The organism is Dokdonella sp. (assembly GCF_019634845.1).
Classification (GTDB): Bacteria; Pseudomonadota; Gammaproteobacteria; order Xanthomonadales; family Rhodanobacteraceae; genus Dokdonella_A.
The window spans coordinates 98068-119265 of record NZ_JAHCAQ010000009.1 but is presented as its reverse complement, the minus strand read 5'-3'; the positions used below and the strand labels follow the sequence as shown (position 1 = coordinate 119265).

Genomic DNA, 21198 nt, shown 5'->3' with positions numbered 1-21198 from the left:
GAGCGCGGCACCGGTCGCGCTCAAGCGGGCGACTTGGCTGCTGCACGACCCGCCTGCTGCTCGGCCAGCGTCAGCGCCACCTTGTCGCGCAGGTACACGGGCAGTGCCTGCTCGGGCGGCACGCCCTGCCCGGCGCGCAGCAGCGGCGCGGCAAGCACGGCGACATCGGCTGCTTGCGGATGGCACGCGGCATCGGCCCAGCGTGGCGCCGCCGGCAGGCGTTCGCGCAACGCCGGCGCATAGGTCGCCCAGCCGCTGCCGATCACGTTCCAGGCCGGCGCGCGCGGCAGCTCGAGCTCGGCGGCACGACCGACGCTCTCGGCGCCAAGTGCAGTCACGAGCCCGTCGCTGCCGCGGCGGAATGTGCCGGCGTAGATCTCGCCCATGCGCGCGTCGATGACGGCAAGGATGGCCGCATCGTCGGGCGGCGCCTGCAGCGCGAGCGCGGCAAGCGAGGACACCGGCACCACGGCGATGTCGAGTGCGAGCGCGATTCCTTGCGCCGCGGCGATCGCCAGGCGCACGCCCGTGAACGCGCCGGGGCCGCGTCCGACCGCGACGCCATCGAGCGCGCTGCGCGCCAGGCCCGCCTCGGCCAGCACCGCGTCGCACATCGGCAGCAGCAGCTCGGCATGGCGGCGCGGCGCCAACTCGCTGCGCGCGATGATGCGTTCGCCGCAGAGCAGGGCCACCGAGCAGCTCTCGGTGGCGGTTTCGATCGCGAGCAGGTTCATGCGCCGATTCTAGCAAGCGGTGGCCGGCTCACCGCTCGGACTGGCGATACCAGTCGACCTTGCGCGTCAGCAGCATCACCGCTGCCAACGCCGCCAGCAGCGCGAGTGCGCCCATCAGCAGCGCATAGTCCTCGCTGGAGATGAGGCCATACAGCAGAAGGTAGACGAGGCCGATGAGCCCGCCCAGGCCAAGGCCGATGCGCCGCTGCCGCAGCACCGAGGCCGCGTAGCCGCCAAGCACCACCGCGATCGTGGTCGCGGCCACGGCATAGGCGGCGGCGAAGCCGACATGCTCGGACAGCGCCAGCAGCAGCACGTAGAACATGCACAGCGCCGCCCCGACCAGCAGGTACTGCAGGGGATGCAGGCGCAAGCCGCGCAGAACCTCGAACAGGAAGAACGCGGTGAAGGTGAAGACCACGAACAGCACGCCGTACTTGCCGGCCCGCGTGTTGCGCTGGTACGGATTGGCCGTGCGCAGCAGGCTGACGCCGAAGTCGCCGCCGGGCGCCGCGAGCGTCGCGGTGCCATCGTCGACCCAGTGCTGCGGCAATCGGCGATTGAGGTCCAGCACCTGCCAGTCGGCATTGAACCCGGCCGCATCGACCTCACGCCGGGCCGGCAGGAAGTCGCCATCGAATCCGGGATCGGACCATGCGCCCTCGATGTGGGCCGTCGTCTTGCGCGCGAGTGGCACCACGCTCAAGCGCTCGCTGCCGGCCAGCGTCAGCTCGAACGAGAACGGCAGTTTGGGCTGTGATGCCACGCGCGCCAACTCGGGGAACGGCAGCATGATCGCGGCCGACCCGGCCACGCCGCCCGCGCTCGGCCCGAACTCGCGCTCGAGGGCGCCGATGCGCGCAGGCGAGGCCCGGCGGATGCCGTGCACGTCGGCGATCGGCACCCGCAACTGCGCGCGCTGCCACTGCGGCTCGCCGCCATCGCGCGCGAACACGGCAAGATCGGCGCCGCTGAAGTGGCCCTCGACTTTCAGCTCAGCCAGATAGACCACGCTGGTGTACAGGCCGTAGCTGCGCAGTTCGGGCTGCAGCCGCGCGTGCAGCACCAGCTCCTCGGGCAGAACGTAGTGCATGTCCTCGACACGGCGCATGGTCCGCGCGGCGGTCTCGCCGGCCGCGGCAGTCGACGCCGGCGCCAGCGTCTCGATCGTGCGCTGCACCGGCACCACGACGACCGCACCGGCCACCGCTTGCGCATCACCCCAGCGCAGCGCGATCTGGCGAGCGGCGTCGGCGGCGCGCGCGGCGCGCTCCTGCACGAGGCCCTCGACCTGGGCGAGCGGAATCAGCATGAGCAGTACGAGCACGCCGATGCCGAGCACCTTGAAGCCCACGTTGCCGGAAAGAGTCAGGTTCATGCCGGGTTCTCATGACGGGGTCGGCGCATTGCAACGGCGCCGGCGGGCATGGTGCGGCGCGCGATCGGGCCGTTTGCGGCCAAGTCGGGCGCTGCCGCGGGCAGCGCCTGCCGCCGCCGCGCTGTCCTATGATCGACGTTCCGACCACGGGAGCCAGATTGATGAACGTCCAGGACAAGCGCATCGCCATCACCGGCGCCTTCGGCGCGCTCGGCAGCGCCGTGGCGATGGCCGCGCGCGCGGCCGGCGCCAGCGTCGCCGCCATCGACCACGCCGCCGACATGCCGCAGGCCTTGCGCGATGCCGGCATCCACGCCATCGGCGGCGTCGACCTCGGCGATGCGGCGACGGCGCAGCGCGCGATCGATGCTGCCGCCAGCTCGCTCGGCGGCCTCGATGCGCTCGTCAACATCGCCGGCACGTTCCGCTGGCAAACGCTCGACGGCGGCGACCTCGATACCTGGGACTTGCTCTACCGGGTCAACCTGCGCACCGCGGTCGCGGCCAGCAAGGCCGCCCTGCCGCATCTGCGCCGCAGCGCCGCCGGCCGCATCATCAACATCGGCGCCAATGCGGCGCACAAGGCCGCCGCCGGCATGGGCGCCTATGCCGCCTCGAAGGCCGGCGTTGCACGCCTCACCGAGGCGCTGGCCGAAGAGCTCAAGGACAGCCGCATCACCGTCAATGCCGTGCTGCCGAGCATCCTCGACACGCCGCCGAACCGCCGCGACATGCCCGACGCCGATTTCGCGCGGTGGGTGCAACCGGCCCAGCTCGCTGCCGTGATCCTGTTCCTCGTCTCCGACCAGTCCAGCGCCATCACGGGAGCGCTGCTGCCGGTGACCGGGCGCGTGTAGCGTTCCAGGCGGCGTCGCTGCACGCTCGATTGGGATTTGCGTCGCGGAGTTGCGTTGTGGTGCGTGCCGCCTCCCAACCCGTCGAGCGAGTCATGCCAGCATCGTTGCGCACCACCACGCGACACCTGCCGCACCGGCCACTGCCGCGGGCCATCGTCGGCGTCTGTCTGGGCGCATTGGGCCCGACGCTGGCGACGGCCGCCGCCATCGTCGTCACGAGTCCCGGCGACCGCGCGCCGACGGCGCCGAACACCTGCACCTTGCGCCAGGCGATCCTGTCGATGAACGCAGGCATGGCGATCGGCGGCTGCAGCAACACCGGCGAAAGATTCGGCAATCGCGATCGCATCACGTTCGCCCGGTCGGCGCTCACCGACCCGCTGTGGCCCGGCACGATCGTGCTGGCCGACAGTGCCGACACCACCGGCAACGTCGGCGGCACGCTGCTGGTCACGGCCGGGGACCTGACGATCGACGGCAGCCAATGGCGCGGCGGACATGCCAACCAGTTCGCCAATGGCGTGACCATCGCGCGACGCAGCAGCGCCAGCAACCCGTTCGGCATCCTGCGCAACATCGCCCCCGCTGGCAGCCGGCTCAGGCTCAATGGCATGTCGCTCCGCAATGGCAAGGCTCTGCCGGCCCTATGCGGCGGCCTCGGCGACGGTGGCGGCATCTGCTCGCTCGCCGCCGACCTGACACTGATCGACAGCTACATCAGCGACAACACCGCCGACAACGGCGGCGGCATCGCATCCAATGCCGGCACGACGACGCTGACGAACTGCGAGTTCAACAACAACGTGGCCTACCGTGGCGGCGCAGTGCTGTCCCGATCGGGTCGCCTGACGATCACCGGCAGCAGGTTCACCGGCAACGGGGCCTGGACGGTATCGCGCGGCGGCGCGATCAGCGCCGAGGCGGAATTGACCCTGGTGGCCAGCACCATCAGCGGCAATAGCGGCAAGCGAGGCGCCGCGTTGCATGTCGGCGGCACGGCGCAGATTGCCGGTACCGTGGTGGACAACAACGCGTCCTACTACTTCTGCGGCGGCCTGTACGTGGCAGATGGCGGCATCGCCACGGTGACCGCCAGCACCTTCCACCACAACTTCGCGCGCTACGACGGCGGCGCGATCTGCGTGGCCGGCACCCTCAACGCGAGCAATGTCACCATCACGGGCAACTCGGTCTACGGCGGTGGTGGCGGCATCACCCTCTGGGGCAGCGGCATGCTGTACCTGGATCATCTGACGGTAGCCCAGAATCAGGCGAACGGCAGCGGCGGCGGTATCAGCCACCGTGCCGCGCCAGCATGGACCGGCAGCGCCACGATCGACGGCTCGATCATCTCGGGCAATATCCAAGGCGCGGGATCGGATCTGAACCTCGGCAGTCAATGGAGCGGTACGTCCAATCTGATTGCCAGCTCCGATGCCCGGCTTGGCCCCCTGCAGGACAACGGCGGCGCCACTCCGACGATGCTGCCCGGCCCCGACAGCGCCGCGCTCGATGCGATCGCGCCGCAGGATTGCACGCTGGCGGTCGACCAGCGTGGCGTCGCGCGTCCACAGGGTGCCGGCTGCGACATCGGTGCGGTCGAAGTGGTCACCGACTCGATCTTTGCCAATGGTTTCGACGCGACGCCTTGACGGCGTGGTTGCAGTGGCAGCGGCCCGAAGCGCAGTGGCGGCGGTGCCGCGCCCGCCCGCGCGAGGCGCCGCGCCAGTTCGTGCAGGTGGCAGGTCGGCACCGCCGCAAACGCATGGTGCTCGGCGTGGTGGAACATGCCCAGGCTGAGTCGTGCCAGCACCGGCGAGCGCGTGCTCGCCGCCGCGCCGTGGGCCGCGTGTCGATCACCGCGATGCACCATCCAGGCTCCCGGCAGTGCCGCGATCAGGTTGGCCAGGTAAAACCACACCCATACACGCTGCCACGGCCCGGCATCGCTGCTCCACACCCAGCCATGCAGCAGGGCGCAAAGCACGAGTTCAGCGCCGATCCACCGCCGTTGCCGCGCCGAACCGCGCCGCCAGCCGGCACGGTGCACTGCAAACGGGTACAGCGGGGCATGCAGCAACGCGCTCCACAGGTCGCGTCGCGCGATGGCACCTTCGACATCATCGGCGGCGAGGCAGGCTCGGTGATGATGTCGGTGGGTCACCGCCATCGCGTGCAGCGAACCCCCGAGCAGCAGGCTGAGCAGGCCCAGCACCACGTCATTGGCGGCTCCGCGCAGACCGATCGCATGGTGGATCGCACCGTGGGTGAGGCGCAGGCTGGCCAGAAAGGTCGCCGCGCAGGCGAGCGCGGTGACGGCCCAGTGCGCATGCATCGCCGTGAACAGGGCCAGCGCGAGAGCCGCACCGGGCAGCATCAGCTCGCGCAGCGTCTCCCAGCGGCTCATCGCCACCAGATCACGCCACGGCACTTGGGCTCGGTGCAGCTCAGTCATCGGCGTGGTCCTGGCGCTGGCGCCGGCGCAGGCCCGGACGATGCGCCGTGAACAGGCGATAGATGCGCTCGAACAGCCGCCGCGCGCGATCGCTGCGACGCAGCGCCCAAGCCAGGTGGCGCCACGCGGGCAAGCGCTGCCACAGCAGCAGGTGGGCGTCCAGGCCGATCTGCAACGCACCGTTTTCGTCGCGCACGTGGAGCAAGGCCAGCGCGGCGGTCAGATCGAAGTCCTCCTCGCGCAGCACCTCGGGTCCGACCGCCAGGTTGCGCCAGCACACCGCATCGGGCGCGACCAGGCGCCGGTACAGCGCCACCTCGCGCCCGCACAGCGGACACTGCCCGTCGTAGTACACCGTGATCGCCGCCATCGTCGCCTCCGTGGTTGCCGCTGCCGCAGCATGGAGGTGGCGCGCGGCGCGCGCTTCCGGTTTGGTCAAGGCGGAACAGATTCCGGCGTGCACGCCGGCCGATCAATCACTTGCCCAGTTGCAACTGGATCATTGCGGAACCTTCAGCAACGCTCGCCGCGCTGCGCCGCCTGGCGACGATAACGGCCCGGCACCTCGCCGGTGATCTCGCGGAACGCCGCATAGAAGGTCGATTGCGAGGTGAAGCCGACCGCCAGCCCGACCGCCAGCACCGACGCCGTCGGTTCGGCCAGCAGCATGCGCCGCGCGGCCTCCACGCGATGACCTCGCACGTAACGGGCGAAACCGAACTGGAACTGGGTGTTGATGAGCTCCGACAGTTGATGCGGCGTCAGCTCGACCAGGGCCGCCAGGCTGGACAGGCTGAGGTTCTCATCGAGCCAGGCCCGGTCCTGCTCCATCACGCGGCGCAGGCGTGCGAGCGCCGCCTCGCGGTCGACCCGCGTGAGCGTGGAAACCGCGTACGCGCCTGCCACCGCCTCGGCGGCGCGCGCAGGCAGATCGGGGAAGCGCAGCAGCAGGTACAAGGCCGCAAACAGGCCGGCGCCGATGAGGATCGCGTAGGCGACGCGAAACCAGTGCAGGCCAATCCAGGGCGCAGCCAGGCCGCAGACCAGTACCAGCAACGCGATCAATGCTTGGGCGATGAAAACGCCGCGTTCGAGGCGGAAGCGCCGGCGCTGCTCGCGCAGTCGATGCGCGAGCAGCGCAAGCCAGGCCGCATACCCCGCGCCACAGGCAAACGCGAGCGGCAGCGCCACTGCACCCGGCAGCAGCCATGCGCACAGGACCGGCAGCAACGCCAGCGCGTGCCATGCTCGCGCATGGTCGCGCGGCTGCAGAACGCCGCGGAAGAACAGCAGGAACGATCCTGCGGCGACGAACAGGCCGGCCACGTACAGGGACGACGGCCCCGCCGCCACCGGCTGCAGCAAGGCACGTCCATGCTCGACCTGCAGCGCGGCCAGCGCGCCCAGCAGCACGAAACCCGCCACCCGGGCGAGTGGCGCCAATTCCATCTGGGCATGCACGGTCGCGCCAACCAGTGCGAGCAGGGCTGCCGCACCGAGCGAAAAGCCGACCATCACCAGCGCCACCGATTCGAGCATGCCGTCACCGACCACCGACGCGAGCGCGCATCGTGCCACAGCGTCGCCGATGCCTGACGCGGGAGGTTGGCCGCTCGTCCACGTCAGCCCACGCCCCGCCAGCCATGCTGCGCGTGGCAGCGCCGACGCGGCCGGGCGTTACCCGCGCCACCGGCCGCTGCGGCCGCGCTGGTCGGCGCCTGACCAGCGTGGGCGCAGCCGCGCCACACTGCGGCCCACGAGGCGCTACCCACGACTTGTCCACAGGTCTGTCCACGCCATCTGTGGAAAACCGCGCAACCGCTGCTGCGCTGCGACAGCAGGCGACGGTTTCCGCTAAAATCACCGTTCTTTGCGCGCGTGGCTCACGCGCGACACCGTGAACGAGGTTTCTGCCCCGATGAAGATTCTGGTCGGCTACAAGCGCGTCGTCGATTTCAACGTACGCATCCAGGTCAAGCCGGACGGCTCCGGCGTGGTCACCGATGGCGTCAAGCTGTCGGCCAACCCGTTCGACGACATTGCGCTGGAAGAGGCACTGCGCCTGCGCGACAAGGGTGTGGCGAGCGAGGTCGTGATCGCCACCATCGGTCCCGCCGATGCGCAGGCCCACCTGCGCAACGGCCTGGCGATGGGCGCCAACCGCGCGATCCACGTGGTGACCGGCGAGCCGGTCCAGCCGCTGACCGCCGCGCGCGTGCTGCGCCAGCTCATCGACCGCGAACAGCCGGGCCTCGTGCTGCTGGGCAAGCAGGCCATCGACGATGACTGCAACCAGACCGGCCAGATGCTCGCCGCGCTGTGGGATCGCCCACAGGCGACGTTCGCCTCGAAGGTCGAGGTGAACGGCAGCACGGCGCGCGTCACGCGCGAGGTCGATGCGGGGCTGGAGACGATCGAGGTCGACCTGCCGGCCGTCGTCACGGCCGACCTGCGCCTCAACGAGCCGCGCTTCATCAAGCTGCCCGACATCATGAAGGCCAAGTCCAAGCCGCTGGAGACGATCGCCTTCGCCGACCTCGCGGTCGAGTCGGGCGACCATCTCAAGACGACGCACTACGCGCCGCCGTCCAAGCGCAGCAAGGGCGTGATGGTGAAGGACGTGGCCGAACTCGTGGCCGCGCTGAAATCGAAGGGTCTGCTGTGACCGTGCTGCGGCACATGCGACCGGCTTCCGTGCTGACGCTGCTCGCGGCGCTGAGCGCATGCGACGCGGCGGCCGACAAGCAGCGTCAAGAGGAAGCGATCGCGCACGGCGAACCGCCTGCCGCCGGGCGTACCGCCAGCGATCCCGCGCAGGTCGCATGCGCGCGCGCGCATGGCAAGTGGAGTCTCGGCCACGACCGCTGCGAGCTCACGCGCGAGATGTGCGAAGGCGCCAGCGCCGGGACGTGGCGCGAAGGCATCGGTTGCACGCTGGCGGTCGAATCCGCGGCCGATTGCGTGGGGTTCGGCGGCGTCCGCTGGGCGCAGGACGCCTGCGTCCTCGACTGGCTCGATCGCAACGAAGTGCTGCAAAACGGTCTTTGAAAGGAACCACGAGCATGGCCAAGGTACTCATCGTCGCCGAACATCTCGACGGCACCCTCAATGCAAGCACCGCGCGCTGCGTGACCTGCGCGCAGCAGGTCGGCGCCGACGCGATCGACGTGCTCGTGCTGGCCGCCGATCCGGCCGGCGTCGCCGCGCAAGCGGCCCGGCTCGACGGCGTGTCGAAGGTGCTGACCATCGCCCGCGCCGAAAACGCGCATGCACTGGCCGCGGTCTACGCGCCGCAGCTGGCCGCCGCCGCGAACAACGGCGGCTACACGCATCTGCTCGCGCCATCGACGACGTTCGGCAAGGACGTGCTGCCGCGCGTGGCCGCCCTGCTCGGCGTCGCGCAGGTGTCGGACATTTCCGCGGTCGAAGGCGCGCACACGTTCAAGCGCCCGATCTACGCCGGCAACGCGATCATCACGGTCGAGGCGCCCGCGAACCAGATCGTCGTCGGTACGGTGCGCACCGCGTCCTACGCCGCGGCCGGCAGCGCCGGCCATGCGCCGGTCGAGGCACTGGCGCTGGATGTCGCACTGCCCACCCACACGCGCTTCGTCGAACTGAGCAGCGGCAAGAGCGATCGCCCCGATCTGCAGAGCGCTTCGAAGGTGGTTTCGGGTGGCCGCGCGCTCGGTTCGTCCGACGCCTTCAAGATCATCTACGCGCTCGCCGATCGGCTCGGCGCCGCGGTCGGCGCCTCGCGCGCGGCCGTCGACGCCGGCTACGTGCCGAGCGACCTGCAGGTCGGCCAGACCGGCAAGATCATCGCCCCCGAGCTGTACATCGCGATCGGCATTTCCGGCGCGATCCAGCATCTCACCGGCATCAAGGACGCCGGCACCATCGTCGCGATCAACAAGGACGCCGAGGCACCGATCTTCGAAGTCGCCGACTATGGTCTGGTCGGCGACCTGTTCCAGCTCGTGCCGGAACTGACCGCGGCCGTCTGAGCGACCGGAGCGCGCCGCTCGCGGCGCGGCTCAGCCGGCGAGCAACAGCTGCGCCGCGCGCTCGGCGATCATGATCGTCGGCGCGTTGGTGTTGCCACCGATCAGCGTCGGCATGATCGACGCATCGACCACGCGCAGGCCGTCGATGCCGCGCACGCGCAGCTCGCTGTCGACCACGGCCGCCGCATCGGCGCCCATGCGGCAGGAACCGACCGGGTGGTAGATCGTCTCGGCCTTGTGGCGGATGAACTGGGCGAACTCGGCGTCACTGTCCACGCCTGCGGCAGGGAAGATCGGTGCGCCACGGTATGCCGCGAACGGCGCCTGGGCGAGGATCTCGCGTGACAGGCGGGCGCCCTCGATCATCATCTTCAGATCGAAGTCTTCGGCATCGCCGAGATAATTGGCGCGGATCGCCGCCGGTGCCGCCGGGTCGGCCGAGCGCAGGCGGATCGTGCCGCGGCTGCGCGGGCGCAGGTTGCACGCGTGCACGGTGTAGCCACGACCCGGCAGGCGATGGCGGCCGTGGTTGTCGAGCAGCGCCGGCACGAAGTGGAATTGCAGGTCGCAGCGCGCGTCGGGCGCGAATCGCGAGCGCATGAAGCCACCGGCTTCGGCGATGTTGGACGTACCGATGCCGTCGCGCCGCAACAGGAAGCGCAGCGCGACCGCCAGGTCATTGGTGCGGTCATAGGTGACGGCCTGCGTCGAGCCGACCAGTGTGCAGATGTCGAGATGGTCCTGCAGGTTGGCGCCCACCTCGGCGCGATCGAGCGCGACCGCGATGCCGTGCTCGCGCAGATGCGCGGCCGGGCCGATACCCGACAGCATGAGCAGTTGCGGCGAATTGATCGACCCGCCGGCGAGGATCACGCAGCCGGCTTCGGCGCGCACTCTGCGTCCCGCGTGCAGGTACTCGACGCCGACCGCGCGTTCGCCGTCGAGCAGCACGCGCTGCGCGAGCGCCCGCGTGTGCAGGTGCAGGTTGGCGCGGGCAAGCGCCGGGCGCAGGAAGGCCACCGCAGTCGAGCAGCGCGCTCCGTTGCGCTGGGTGACCGCGTAGTAGCCAAAACCAGCCTGGCTGGCGCCGTTGAAGTCGTCGTTGCGGGCATGGCCGGCCGCGACGGCGGCGTCGATGAACACCTGCGAGAGCACGTTGTGATGGCGCAGCGGCGATACCGTGAGCTCACCGTCGGCGCCGTGGAATTCGTTGCCGCCGAGCACATTGCCCTCGCTGCGACGGAACACCGGCAGCACGTTGCGCCAGGCCCAGCGCTCGTCGCCGCCGGCAGCGGCCCATTCGTCGTAGTCCGCCGCCACTCCGCGCGTGTAGCACATCGCGTTGATCGAACTCGAGCCGCCGAGCACCTTGCCGCGCGGCCACCACAGCTGGCGACCTTCGAGATTGGGCTCGGCCTCGGTGTCATAGTCCCAGTTGACGCCCTTCTTGCCGACCAGCTTGGCCAGACCTGCAGGCATGTGGATGAACGGGTGCCAATCGCGCCCGCCGGCTTCGAGCAGCAGCACGCGGTGGGCCGGGTTGGCGGACAGGCGATTGGCCAGCACACAGCCGGCGGAGCCGGCACCGACGATGATGTAGTCGTAGTTCATGGGCAATCCGCAGGTGGAGGCACGAGCGAGGATAGGCCGCAAGCCTAGAGCAATTACCCCAGCGGCCGCAGCCAGCACGCTGCGGTCGTTGTTGCCGGCCTGCGGCGATGGCCGCTCCCTGCACTACACTGCGGCCATCTGAACGCGGCAGGGGACGTGATTTGATTCGATTGGCGCTGCTGCTGTTCGGCATCGATTTCATCCGCGAACGCTCGCTCTGGCTGGCCGCATTGGGCGGTATCTGGTTGCTTGCCGGCGTCGCCATCTTCATCGACGCACTCGATGGCGTGCTCTACTTTCCGCTGCAGTTCTTCGGCCTGTTGCTGTTGTTCGAAGGCATCGTCGCGCTGATCGGGGCGATCTCGGGCATCGACCCCGGCCGACGCAACCGTCTGCGCCTGGCCAAGGGCATTCTGTTCGCCGCGATCGGCGTGCTCGTGATCGGTCCGTTCCAGCATGCCAACTTCGTGCTGGCGGTGTTGTTCGGCCTCGTGTTCACGGTCAGTGGCGCGCTGCGCCTGTCGTCGGCCTGGGTGGTGCGCTTTGCCGGGTGGCGCACCTCGATGGCGCTGGGCGTGGTCGAACTGCTGATCGCCATCTTCCTGTTCGAGCCCTGGCCGACCTTCTACAAGGGCACGCTGCCGTATTGCATCGGCATCGGCCTGGGGTTCACCGGGTGGGGTCTGCTGCGCCTCGCGCTGCGCCTGCGCCGCCTGCCCGCCCATGCCTCGGTGTCGCTGTTCACCGCCCGTGGCGGCGCCCGCGAGACGCAGCTGGTGATCTGGAATCCCGGCGCGATCGATGCCCAGGAACATGATCTGATCGTCCATGTGTGGACGCCGGTCGGCTCGACCCAGGGCGCCGAGCGTCGACCGATCATCGACCGCTACATCGCCGCGGTCGACGGCAAGGGCGTCATCTCGACCGGCCACGCCGCACTGGAAGTACCGCCCGATCTCTACATCAGCCACTATCCGGCCGTCGAGCTCGACCGTTCGCCCGACCAGTTCAATCGCTCCTTGCGGGCCACCGCCGACAACGACGTGCCGGGCAGGTTCCAGCCCAGCTACCGCGAGGAAGCCGATGGCTGGTGCGAATCCACCGAGCAGGTGCGCTTTTCCGAATACAACCTCGAACGGCTGCGCGCCTTTTGGGCCACCTACAGCGCCGACACCACCTACAACCTGACCAACCGCAACTGCTCCAGCACGGTCGTGCATGCGCTGGAAACCGCGCTCGAAGGCGCGCTCGGCCAGCGTGACCGCGGCTGGCTGGCCTTCGCCCGCGTGCTGCTCAGCCCGGAAACCTGGGTTGCCGCCGAGCTCCACCGCCGGGCCGCCTCGATGGCGTGGACACCGGGCCTCGTGCTCGACTACGCACGCAGCCTGCACGGCATCGTGCGGCCGCCGCCGGTGGCGTGGTACGCACTGGCCGCGGCGGCCTTGCGCCGCTATCGGCGCCTGCGCGCGCCGACCTCCGACCACGCCGCTGCGCAGCGCGCGCCGCTGCAACGCACCTGAGCGACAGGATTTGCATGAACGTCTCCTCCACCACGGCGGCGCGTCCGTTGACCGCCGCGCAACGCCGGGGGTCGATGATTGCGGTGATTGCCACCGCAGCGATCTTCGGCCTGACCTATGGACTGAGCGCGCCGCTCATCGCCGACAACCTTGCCGAACGCGGTGCCGGCGAAGCGTTGATCGGCGCCAACGCGGCGATGCATGCGCTGGGCGTGCTGCTGATCGCGCCGTTCCTGCCGCGGCTGGCCGTGCGCTTCGGCCAACGCGCGCTGATCATCGCCGCGCTGCTGCTGAGCGCCGGTGCGCTGGCGCTGTTTCCGTGGCTGACGCTGATCTGGCTGTGGTTTCCGCTGCGCCTGCTGCTCGGCGTCGGCGGCGAAGTGCTCGGCGTATTGTCGGAGACCTGGACCAACGATCTGGCCGACACCCGCTCGCGTGGGCGCACGATGGCGATCTACATGGCCGCCCTCTCGCTCGGCTACGCGGGCGGCCCGGCGATTCTGTCGGTGGTCGGCACTGATCGTCTGGCCTACGTGATCGGCGCCGCCATCGCGCTGCTCGCGATCGTGCCGGTGGCGAGCCCATGGACGGCCGCGCCGGCACCGATGAGCGCCGATCACGGCCGACCCTGGCGCTACCTGCGCCTGGCGCCGGTGGCATTGATGGTGACCGTCCTCAATGCCGCCGTCGAGACCGCGGGCCTGTCCTTCGTCGCCCTGTACGCGGGCAACCAGGGCTGGAACGAGGCGGCGGCGATGCGCCTGGTCACCACGCTCATGATCGGCGCGATCGCACTGCAACTGCCGATCGGCTGGCTCGCCGACCGCATGAGCCGGCCGCGGCTGGTCATGCTGCTGGCGATCGCGTCGGCGATCGGCGCGCTGTGCTGGCCCTATGTGCTGGCGTTCCCGTGGCTCGCCTACGCGACCGTGTTCGTGTGGGGCGGTGTCTTCGTCGGTATCTACACGGTCATGCTCGCGCTCGTCGGCGAGCGCTTCGGCGGCGCCGAGCTGGTCGGCATCTACGCGATGATGGGTCTGGCCTGGGGCGTCGGCGCGCTGATCGGTCCGGCCAGTGTCGGCATCGGCATGCAGCTCAGTCCGGTGTGGGGACTGCCCGGCGTGATCGCGGCGGGCTGCGCGCTGTTTGCGCTGTTCATGGCCAGCCGTCGCGGTTCGGCCTGAGCATGCCATCGCCGCAAGGCGCCCGGCACCGCGTGCTAGGCTTGCCGCGCCGTCGCTTCCGGACCGCCACACCTTGCCCCGAACTCCCGCCATCCAGCGCCATGAATGGTTCGCCGTAGCGGTCGCGTTCGTGTATTTCTTCTGTGTGCTGGCTGCCTACTACGTGCTGCGTCCGGTGCGTGACCAGCTGTCGGCCGCGGTGGGTTCGACCGGACTGCCGATCTTCTACCTCGCCACCTTCATCGCCACGCTGCTGCTGGCGCCACCGTTCGGCGCGCTGGTCGCCCGCTTTCCGCGCCGCGTGTTCGTGCCCGCCACCTACCTGTTCTTCATGCTCGGCACGATCGCCTTCATCCCCTTGTTCCAGTTGCAGGATGCGATCGGCGCGCGCCTGCTCGGCTCGGTGTTCTTCGTCTGGATCAGCGTGTTCAACCTGTTCGTCGTCGCCGTGTTCTGGAGCTTCATGGCCGACCTGTTCGACGCCGAGCAAGCCCATCGGCTGTTCCCGATCGTCGCGCTCGGCGGCGCGATCGGCGCCATTGCCGGGCCGCTGCTCACCAAGACGCTCAACGAACTCGTCGGCGTCAGCGGCCTGCTGGTGGTATCGGCAGTACTGCTCGGCCTGGGCGTGGCCTGCATGTTCGCGCTGTCGCGATGGAGTCAGCGCCACCCGGTGGCCGGCGACGAACGCCGCGAGCAGCGCATCATCGGCGGCGGCTTCCTCGCCGGCGCGCTGGAGACGATCAAGTCACCCGTGATGCGGCGCATGGCGCTGCTCATGCTGCTGGGCGATGCGGTCGGCACCGTCATCTACGCTTTCCTCGCCGACTACAACGGTGCGGTCAACGCGACGCGCGAGGCGCGCATCGAGTTCCAGGCCAACATCGACCTCGCCACCAACGTGCTGCAGATGCTGCTGCAGGTCGGCGTCACGCGCACGCTCATGGTGCGGCTGGGCCCGCAGTTCCCGCTCGCGCTTGACGGCGTCGTCAAGGCAGTCATGCTTGCGCTGTTCGCGATCTTCGGCGGCCCGTGGATTGCCGCCGTCGCCGTGCTCACGCGTGCGAGCGCTTACGGCATCTTCAAACCGGCAGCCGATTCGTTGTACACGCGCGTCGACGCGGAAACGCGCTACAAGACCAAGAATTTCATCGACACCTCGGTGTGGCGTTTCGGCGATGTCGTCGTCACCAGCGGCTTCAACGGGCTGCGCGCGCTCGGCGCGGGCATCGGCCTCACCGCGCTGGTCACCGTGCTGGCCGCGCTCGCCTCGGCGCGCGTAGGCTGGACGGCGGCGCACCTGCTCGAACGCGCGCGCGCTCAACCCCGCGAATAGGTCCACGACTGCATGCGCCCGTCACGGTACGGCATCACGCCGTGGAACGGACGCGGGTCGGCATTGAACACGAGTGGCAGGAAATGGCGGTCGCCTTCCCACATCGGCAGTTCGTGCAGGCGTGCACGGTCGACCCATTCGAGCGCACCTTCGGGATTGTGCCTGAGCGGCGTACCGCGGTAGCGCGTGATCGTGAAGATGAAGCCGAACCAATCCTCGCCGCGCTTGCCGAAGCCCGGCCAGTTGAGCGTTCCGCGCAGATGCAGCTGTTCGCATTCGATGCCTGCTTCCTCGCGTATCTCACGACACATGCCCGCATGCGCGTCCTCGCCCGGTTCGAGCTTGCCGCCGAGGCCGTTGTACTTGCCCAGGTGCTGGTCGTCGGCGCGCGCATTGCGGTGGATCATGAGCACGCGGCTGCCGTCGGGCGACAGCACATAGCCAAGCGTGGCGAGGATCGGCGTGTAGGGCATGGCGGAACGTGGCGTGCGACGGCGCGCGGGCGCGGGTAGAGTAGCCCAAGCCACAGCCACCCCGACACACGGCCCGTGCCCAGCGCCAGCCGGCGCGCACGGCATCAACGGAACCGATCCGCCATGAGCATCCACACCATCAGCCAGCAGCAATGCCATGGCGGCATGCAGGGCTACTATCGACACGACTCGCTGGAAACCGATGGCCCGATGCGCTTTGGCGTATTCGTGCCGCCACTGCGCGCCGGCCGGCGCGCGCCGGTGCTGTACTGCCTGGCCGGACTCACCTGCAACGAAGAAACCTTCGCGATCAAGGCCGGCGCGCAGCGCATGGCCGCCGAACTGGGCATCGCGCTGGTCACGCCCGACACCAGCCCGCGCGACACCGGCATCGATGGCGCCACCGGCGACTGGGAGTTCGGCGAGGGCGCGGGCTTCTACCTCGACGCCACCGAAGCGGCCTACGCCAAGCGCTTCCGCATGTACAGCTACGTGACCAAGGAACTGCCGTATGTGCTTGGCAGCCACTTCCCGTTGCTCGATATCGATCGCGAGGGCCTGTGCGGACACTCGATGGGCGGTCATGGCGCGCTCGTGATCGCGCTGAAGAATCCGCGTCGCTACCGCTCGGTATCGGCGTTCGCGCCGATCGTGGCGCCCAGCCTGGTCCCGTGGGGCCGCAAGGCGTTGCGGCATTACCTCGGCAACGACAGCAAGGCCTGGCGCGAGTGGGATGCGGTGTCGCTGCTGGAAATGCGCCGCCGCTTCCCAGGCACGCTGCTGGTCGAGCAGGGCCAGGCCGACCAGTTCCTCGAGGTGCAGCTGCAATACTGGCGGCTCGATGCGGCCGCGCGTGCCGCGCGCCAGCCGCTGTCGCTGCGCGTGCACGCGGGCTATGACCACAGCTACTGGTTCATCCAGAGCTTCATCGACGAGCACCTGCGCCATCACGCGCAGGCGCTGTGCGACTAGCGCCAGCGGGCGGTCGCCGCTGGCGCCGGCCGGCCGCGTGCCAGCGGCCGGCATGCGGTGGCCACGGCCACGTCAGTGGCCAAAGAGACCCTTGAGCAACTTCTTCGCGCTCGGCCGCTCGCCTTGCGAGTCGTCGTCGCGCTGGCGCCGCCCGTGCTGCGCCGGCATCTCGACGTTCTCCTGCCCGAGCATGTTCATCGCCACCGACTTGTTGCGCACGCGCACCGACCACTCGGGCTTCCACGCGGCCTTCGGGTCGGCCGGCCGCGGCGGATGCACGAGGTTGAGTTCGTCACCGTAGGCGATCGCCTGCAGCATCGCGCCCTGGCTGTTGGCGAAGATGCCCTTGGGGATCGCGCATTCGGTCTGGCTCGGCGCCAGCAGCACGCGCTCCTTGAGCCATTTGTCGATGTTGGCGTTGCTGATGTAGTCGAGCAGGCCGAAGCCCGATTCGGGTGGCTCGGACGAACTCCAGATCACCATCTCGGGGGCGTTGTTGCCATCCATGCCGCCGCTCATCGCGGTGAGCAGGTAGGCCCGCGCGGTGTCGACCGGCTGCCAGTGCACGCGGATGCTCGCGGCCAGATCGCCCGCCGAATCGACCTTGAGACTCGGCATGAAATCGTGCCGCTCGTCGATGCGGAAGCTGAGTCCGGCCGGCACGCCGTCGCCGCTGACCGTATGCTCACCGACCAGCGAGGCACGCCGCGTGATGTGCGAGTTCTCGCGCTCGTTCGGCCAGATCGCATGACCCGCCTCGGCGCGCGCACCACGATCGGCCACGTGGCGGCCCTGCATGAAGCCCGCGTAGTCCTGTGCGCTGAGCTTGCTCATGTCGAGGATGCGCGGCTGGCCGGCCTTGATGTCGGCGCTGCAGCCCCAGTAGAACAGGATGCGGCCGCGCGGCCGCTCGGGCAGCTCCACCGTGTCCCCGCCCGCCTGCACGCTTTCGCGCGGCGGCGTGATCAGGTGCAGCGGCGCCGCACCGAGGTCGGCGCCTGCCGGAACCTGCTGCAATGCGCTGGTGCCGGCGCTGTTGTCGCGCGTGTACAGCGCGATGTCGACACGGCGGCCGATCCCACCGCCGCGCGTTTCGCCGAAGTTGCCCACGCCCTTGGCATGGCGGCCGTCGCGGCCGGTACGGCTGTTGCGGTTCATCATGCCGCTCAGCATGCCGCCGCCCATGCCGGCCATCTCGGGCATCTCGTCCATGCCCATCATGTTGAAGGTGGCGATGTCCATCCAGTATTGCGCCACCGGGGTGGCCGGGCTGGCGCCCGGCGCGGCATGGGCGAGACCACAGGCGGCCGCGAGCGCCGCGCCGAGGACGCCGGCGCGCAGCGTGGCATGGACGGGACGATGGATGTGAATCATGGCTTGGCCTCGTTGGTCAGGGGAACGGTTGGCGCCGCACTGGCACCATGCCACCAACAACGCGATTTGGCACCCGAGCCCGCAACCGCCGCGCTGGCGGCGACGTCGCGGCACCGCGGCATCACTGCGTGATGCGTGCGCCCGGCTGCGCCGACGGCCCGCCGCAGGGAGCGGCGCGCTGGCGCACAGCCAGTCGCGAGCGGCCGCTGCGGTCAGGGTTCACCGATGTCCTCGTGCCACAGCGCGGGCTGCTCGCGCATGAAGCGTGCCATGAGTTCGCTGCAACCTGCATCGTCGGCGAGCACGAGTTCGACGCCGCGGCTGCGCAACCAGTCCTCCTCGCCGCGAAACGAGCGGTTCTCGCCGATCACCACGCGCGGGATTCCGTACAGCACGATCGCGCCGCTGCACATCGCGCAGGGCGACAGCGTGGTGTAGAGCGTGCACTCGCGGTAGACGCGCGCGTCCTGCCGCCCCGCATTCTCGAACGCATCCATCTCGCCGTGGCGGATCACGCTGCCCTGCTGCACGCGGCGGTTGTGACCGCGGCCGATGATGCGGCCCGCATGCACGATCACGCAGCCGATCGGGATGCCACCCTCGGCGAGGCCGGCGGCGGCCTCGGCACGCGCGGCGGCAAGAAATTCATGGTCGCAGTCGTGCATGTCCATCGTGGGCACCTCGCGCGGTGCCCACGATGGTCGGCGATCATGCCGCGTGGCGCAACGCCTTGCGCTCGTGGTGCTTGCCGGCCGCGAGCTCGTCCGGGTCGAAGTCATCGACCGAGATGAACTCGAACGTCGCCGTGCGCACGCGCGCGAGCAGGTCGCATTCGGCGGCGCTGAGCACGCCCTTGGCCTGCGCATCGGCAAGCTGGCTGTCGTAGTCATAGCCATCGAGCTCGCCGGCCTTGGCGGCCTTGAGGAACTTGCGCTCGATCGGCTCGGCGGCAATCACGTCGGGCAGCAAGGCGTGCATGCGACCGACCGGATTGTTGGCGTTGGGCGTCAAGTACACCCACTCGCCGAGCCGGTCACGCGACTCGCCCGGCGTGCACAGGATCGCGGCGACGCGGCGCCCGAGCCGATCCGACGGTGGCACCTCACGGCGGCCGAGCGGGAACACCAGCGCGCGCAAGAACCACGCCACCGGGCGCAGCGGGAAGTTGCGCAGCACGCCATCGAGCGCTTCCTGCATGCGGTACACGCCGTCATGGAACGCCCAGGCGAGCAGCGGACGGTCGTTGAACGGACGCCCCTGGTCCTCGTAGCGCTTGAGCATCGCGCTGGCGATGTAAAGGTTGGAGAGCACGTCGCCAAGCCGCGCGGACAGCTTTTCCTTGAACTTGAGCTTGCCGCCAAGCACGAGCATCGAGGTGTCGGAGACCAGCGCGAGCGCCGCCGCGTAGCGGTTGAGCTTGCGGTAGTAACGCCGCGTCCAGGTGTCGCCCGGCACGCGCCCGATCTTGCCGAAGGTGAGGCCGAGCACGAGGCTGCGCACCGCGTTGGAGATCGCGAAACCGACGTGGCCCCACAGCGCGGCGTCGAAGGCCTTGAGGCGCTCATCGCGATCGCTGAGCTTGAGTGCAGCCATCTCGCGCAGCACGAACGGATGACAGCGGATCGCGCCCTGGCCGAAGATCATGAGGCTGCGCGTGAGGATGTTGGCGCCTTCGACCGTGATCGCGATCGGCGAGGTCTGCCAGGCGCGGCCGGCGTAGTTGCCGGGGCCGAGCTGGACGCCCTTGCCGCCGTGCACATCCATCACATCGCGGGCCACCTCGCGGCCGCGCTCGGTGGCGTGGTACTTGGCGATGGCGGTCACCACCGCCGGCTTTTCGCCGCGGTCGACCGCCGCCGCGCTGGCGCGTGCCAGCGCGCTGATTGCATAGCTGTGCCCGCCGATGCGCGCGAGTGCTTCCTCGACGCCCTCGAAACGGCCGATCGCGATGCCGAACTGCTTGCGGATGCGCGCATACGCGCCGGTCGCGAGCGCGCCCGCCTTGACGCCGCCGCTCGCATTCGAGGGCAGCGTGATGCCGCGCCCGACCGACAGGCATTCGACCAGCATGCGCCAGCCCTGCCCGGCCATCTTCTCGCCACCGATGAGCTGCGAGAGCGGGATGAACACGTCCTTGCCGCGCACCGGGCCGTTGAGGAAGGCTGCGTTGAGCGGGAAGTGGCGCCGACCGTATTCAAGTCCCTTGGTGTCGTGCGGAATGAGCGCGAGCGTGATGCCGATGTCTTCGACATCGCCAAGCAGGTGCTCGGGGTCGTGCATGCGGAACGCCAGGCCGAACAGCGTCGCGATCGGTGCCAGCGTGATGTAGCGCTTGTCGAAGGTCAGGCGCACGCCGACCACGTTGGCGCCGTTCCACTCGCCCTTGCAGACGATGCCGTAGTCGGGAATCGAGGTCGCATCCGAGCCCGCGTACGGCCCGGTGAGCGCAAAGCACGGGATCTCGCGGCCGTCGGCAAGACGCGGCAGGTAGTAGTCGCGCTGCTCGGGGGTGCCGTAATGCAGCAGCAGTTCGCCGGGACCGAGCGAGTTGGGCACGCCCACGGTCGAGGACAACGAGCCCGACACGCCCATGAGCTTTTGCAGCACCGCCGATTGCGCCAGCGCCGAGAACTCGAGACCGCCGTACTTCTTCGGGATGATCATGCCGAAGAAGCGTTCCTTCTTGATGAAGTCCCACACCGCCGCGGGCAGGTCGGCCAGCTCGTGGGTGATTTCCCAATCGTTGGTCATCGCGCACAGCGTCTCGACCGGGCCATCGAGGAAGGCTTGCTCCTCGACGGAAAGCTGCGGCTTGGGCTGCGCCAGCAGCTTGCGCCAGTCCGGCTTGCCGCTGAACAACTCACCCTCGAAGCCGACCGTACCGGCGTCGAGTGCGGTCTGTTCGGTGTCCGACAGCTTCGGCGTGACCTGCGCAAACAGCGCGAGCAGCGGTGCCGACAACCGGCGGCGCCGGAACGCGACCAGATTGAGCGGCAGCGCGACGACGGCGAGCAGCAGCAGTGGCACGAGCGTGGCCACCGCGCCCGACCGGCACAGCAAGCCGGCAGCGACGATGGCGGCGGCGGCCAGGCTCGACCACAACGGCAATCGCAGGCGCAGGTAGGCAGCGACCAGGAGCAGCAGGAAACCAGCAAGGAATGGCGCAAACACGGTCATGGCGTGGTCCTCGAGGATGGGCGAGCCCAGCGGCACGGATGTTCCATACTGTCCAGTATTGAAGAACGTGTTTACACTGTCAACACCGTGCGGCCAAGCGCCACGCTTGCCTCGTGCGGC

Annotated in this window: 19 protein-coding genes; 10 read left to right on the top strand and 9 right to left on the bottom strand. The window is 69.4% G+C overall.

Annotation, left to right across the window (positions count from 1 at the left end; genetic code table 11):
• Positions 1-20: 20 nt before the first annotated feature.
• Both tsaB and creD read right to left on the bottom strand, forming a co-directional pair.
• Positions 21-734, bottom strand: a complete 714-nt coding sequence (tsaB, locus tag KF903_RS08445; protein WP_291213601.1) for a tRNA (adenosine(37)-N6)-threonylcarbamoyltransferase complex dimerization subunit type 1 TsaB — start codon at positions 732-734, stop codon at positions 21-23.
• Between the two features lie 28 nt (positions 735-762).
• Entirely contained in the window at positions 763-2112 is a 1350-nt protein-coding gene (gene creD / locus KF903_RS08440) for a cell envelope integrity protein CreD (RefSeq protein WP_291213599.1), read from the bottom strand.
• Between the two features lie 161 nt (positions 2113-2273).
• Between creD and KF903_RS08435 the strand changes: the two genes are divergently transcribed.
• The 3 genes from KF903_RS08435 (at position 2274) to KF903_RS08425 (ending at position 5475) form a co-directional block, all read left to right on the top strand.
• On the top strand, positions 2274-2969 hold the full coding sequence (locus KF903_RS08435) for an SDR family NAD(P)-dependent oxidoreductase (RefSeq protein ID WP_291213597.1): 696 nt from the start codon (positions 2274-2276) through the stop codon (positions 2967-2969).
• A 92-nt stretch (positions 2970-3061) separates the two neighbouring features.
• The gene (locus KF903_RS08430) at positions 3062-4621 is read left to right on the top strand and encodes a right-handed parallel beta-helix repeat-containing protein (protein WP_291213595.1); all 1560 of its coding nucleotides are present in this window, start codon (positions 3062-3064) and stop codon (positions 4619-4621) included.
• Entirely contained in the window at positions 4618-5475 is an 858-nt protein-coding gene (locus KF903_RS08425; protein WP_291213593.1) for a hypothetical protein, read from the top strand. The genes KF903_RS08430 and KF903_RS08425 overlap by 4 nt, the downstream gene beginning before the upstream one ends.
• On the opposite strand, the gene KF903_RS08420 is transcribed toward KF903_RS08425, so the two are convergent.
• Both KF903_RS08420 and KF903_RS08415 read right to left on the bottom strand, forming a co-directional pair.
• On the bottom strand, positions 5417-5794 hold the full coding sequence (locus KF903_RS08420; RefSeq protein WP_291213591.1) for a DUF393 domain-containing protein: 378 nt from the start codon (positions 5792-5794) through the stop codon (positions 5417-5419). The two genes, KF903_RS08425 and KF903_RS08420, sit on opposite strands and share 59 nt — an antisense overlap.
• Before the next feature lie 143 nt (positions 5795-5937).
• On the bottom strand, positions 5938-6963 hold the full coding sequence (locus KF903_RS08415) for a helix-turn-helix domain-containing protein (protein WP_291213589.1): 1026 nt from the start codon (positions 6961-6963) through the stop codon (positions 5938-5940).
• A gap of 379 nt (positions 6964-7342) precedes the next feature.
• On the opposite strand from KF903_RS08415, the gene KF903_RS08410 reads away from it, so the two are divergent.
• Genes KF903_RS08410 through KF903_RS08400 form a run of 3 tightly spaced genes read left to right on the top strand, consistent with a single transcriptional unit; the run spans position 7343 to position 9431 of the window.
• Positions 7343-8089 (top strand): electron transfer flavoprotein subunit beta/FixA family protein, encoded by a 747-nt coding sequence (locus KF903_RS08410; RefSeq protein ID WP_291213587.1) that lies wholly within the window; start codon positions 7343-7345, stop codon positions 8087-8089.
• Positions 8086-8472, top strand: coding sequence for a hypothetical protein (locus KF903_RS08405; RefSeq protein WP_291213585.1), 387 nt, complete (start codon positions 8086-8088; stop codon positions 8470-8472). Before KF903_RS08410 ends, KF903_RS08405 begins: the two co-directional genes overlap by 4 nt.
• Before the next feature lie 14 nt (positions 8473-8486).
• The gene (locus KF903_RS08400) at positions 8487-9431 is read left to right on the top strand and encodes an FAD-binding protein (protein ID WP_291213583.1); all 945 of its coding nucleotides are present in this window, start codon (positions 8487-8489) and stop codon (positions 9429-9431) included.
• Positions 9432-9461: 30 nt separating this feature from the next.
• Here the strand turns inward: KF903_RS08400 and KF903_RS08395 are convergent, their stop codons facing one another.
• Positions 9462-11042 (bottom strand): choline dehydrogenase, encoded by a 1581-nt coding sequence (locus KF903_RS08395; protein WP_291213581.1) that lies wholly within the window; start codon positions 11040-11042, stop codon positions 9462-9464.
• Positions 11043-11203: 161 nt separating this feature from the next.
• Between KF903_RS08395 and KF903_RS08390 the strand changes: the two genes are divergently transcribed.
• From KF903_RS08390 to KF903_RS08380, 3 genes are all read left to right on the top strand, one after another.
• Entirely contained in the window at positions 11204-12562 is a 1359-nt protein-coding gene (locus KF903_RS08390) for a hypothetical protein (protein WP_291213579.1), read from the top strand.
• A 14-nt stretch (positions 12563-12576) separates the two neighbouring features.
• Positions 12577-13746, top strand: coding sequence for an MFS transporter (locus KF903_RS08385; protein WP_291213577.1), 1170 nt, complete (start codon positions 12577-12579; stop codon positions 13744-13746).
• Between the two features lie 73 nt (positions 13747-13819).
• Positions 13820-15082 carry an MFS transporter gene (locus tag KF903_RS08380; RefSeq protein WP_291213575.1) on the top strand — a complete coding sequence of 421 codons (1263 nt, stop codon included), beginning with the start codon at positions 13820-13822 and terminating at the stop codon, positions 15080-15082.
• Here KF903_RS08380 and KF903_RS08375 read toward each other — a convergent pair.
• A complete protein-coding gene (locus KF903_RS08375) occupies positions 15067-15555 on the bottom strand; it encodes an 8-oxo-dGTP diphosphatase (RefSeq protein WP_291213573.1) in 489 nt (162 codons plus the stop codon). The genes KF903_RS08380 and KF903_RS08375 overlap by 16 nt on opposite strands.
• A 123-nt stretch (positions 15556-15678) precedes the next feature.
• Between KF903_RS08375 and fghA the strand changes: the two genes are divergently transcribed.
• Positions 15679-16527: an S-formylglutathione hydrolase gene (gene fghA / locus KF903_RS08370; protein ID WP_291213571.1), complete on the top strand. Its 849-nt coding sequence runs from the start codon at positions 15679-15681 to the stop codon at positions 16525-16527.
• Between the two features lie 72 nt (positions 16528-16599).
• Here fghA and KF903_RS08365 read toward each other — a convergent pair whose 3' ends face one another.
• The 3 genes from KF903_RS08365 to KF903_RS08355 all read right to left on the bottom strand — a co-directional run bounded on the left by KF903_RS08365 (position 16600) and on the right by KF903_RS08355 (position 21078).
• Positions 16600-17901 carry a hypothetical protein gene (locus tag KF903_RS08365; protein ID WP_291213569.1) on the bottom strand — a complete coding sequence of 434 codons (1302 nt, stop codon included), beginning with the start codon at positions 17899-17901 and terminating at the stop codon, positions 16600-16602.
• Between the two features lie 212 nt (positions 17902-18113).
• On the bottom strand, positions 18114-18572 hold the full coding sequence (locus KF903_RS08360) for a nucleoside deaminase (RefSeq protein ID WP_291213567.1): 459 nt from the start codon (positions 18570-18572) through the stop codon (positions 18114-18116).
• Positions 18573-18609: 37 nt separating this feature from the next.
• Positions 18610-21078: an acyl-CoA dehydrogenase gene (locus KF903_RS08355; RefSeq protein ID WP_291213565.1), complete on the bottom strand. Its 2469-nt coding sequence runs from the start codon at positions 21076-21078 to the stop codon at positions 18610-18612.
• Between the last annotated feature and the right edge of the window lie 120 nt (positions 21079-21198).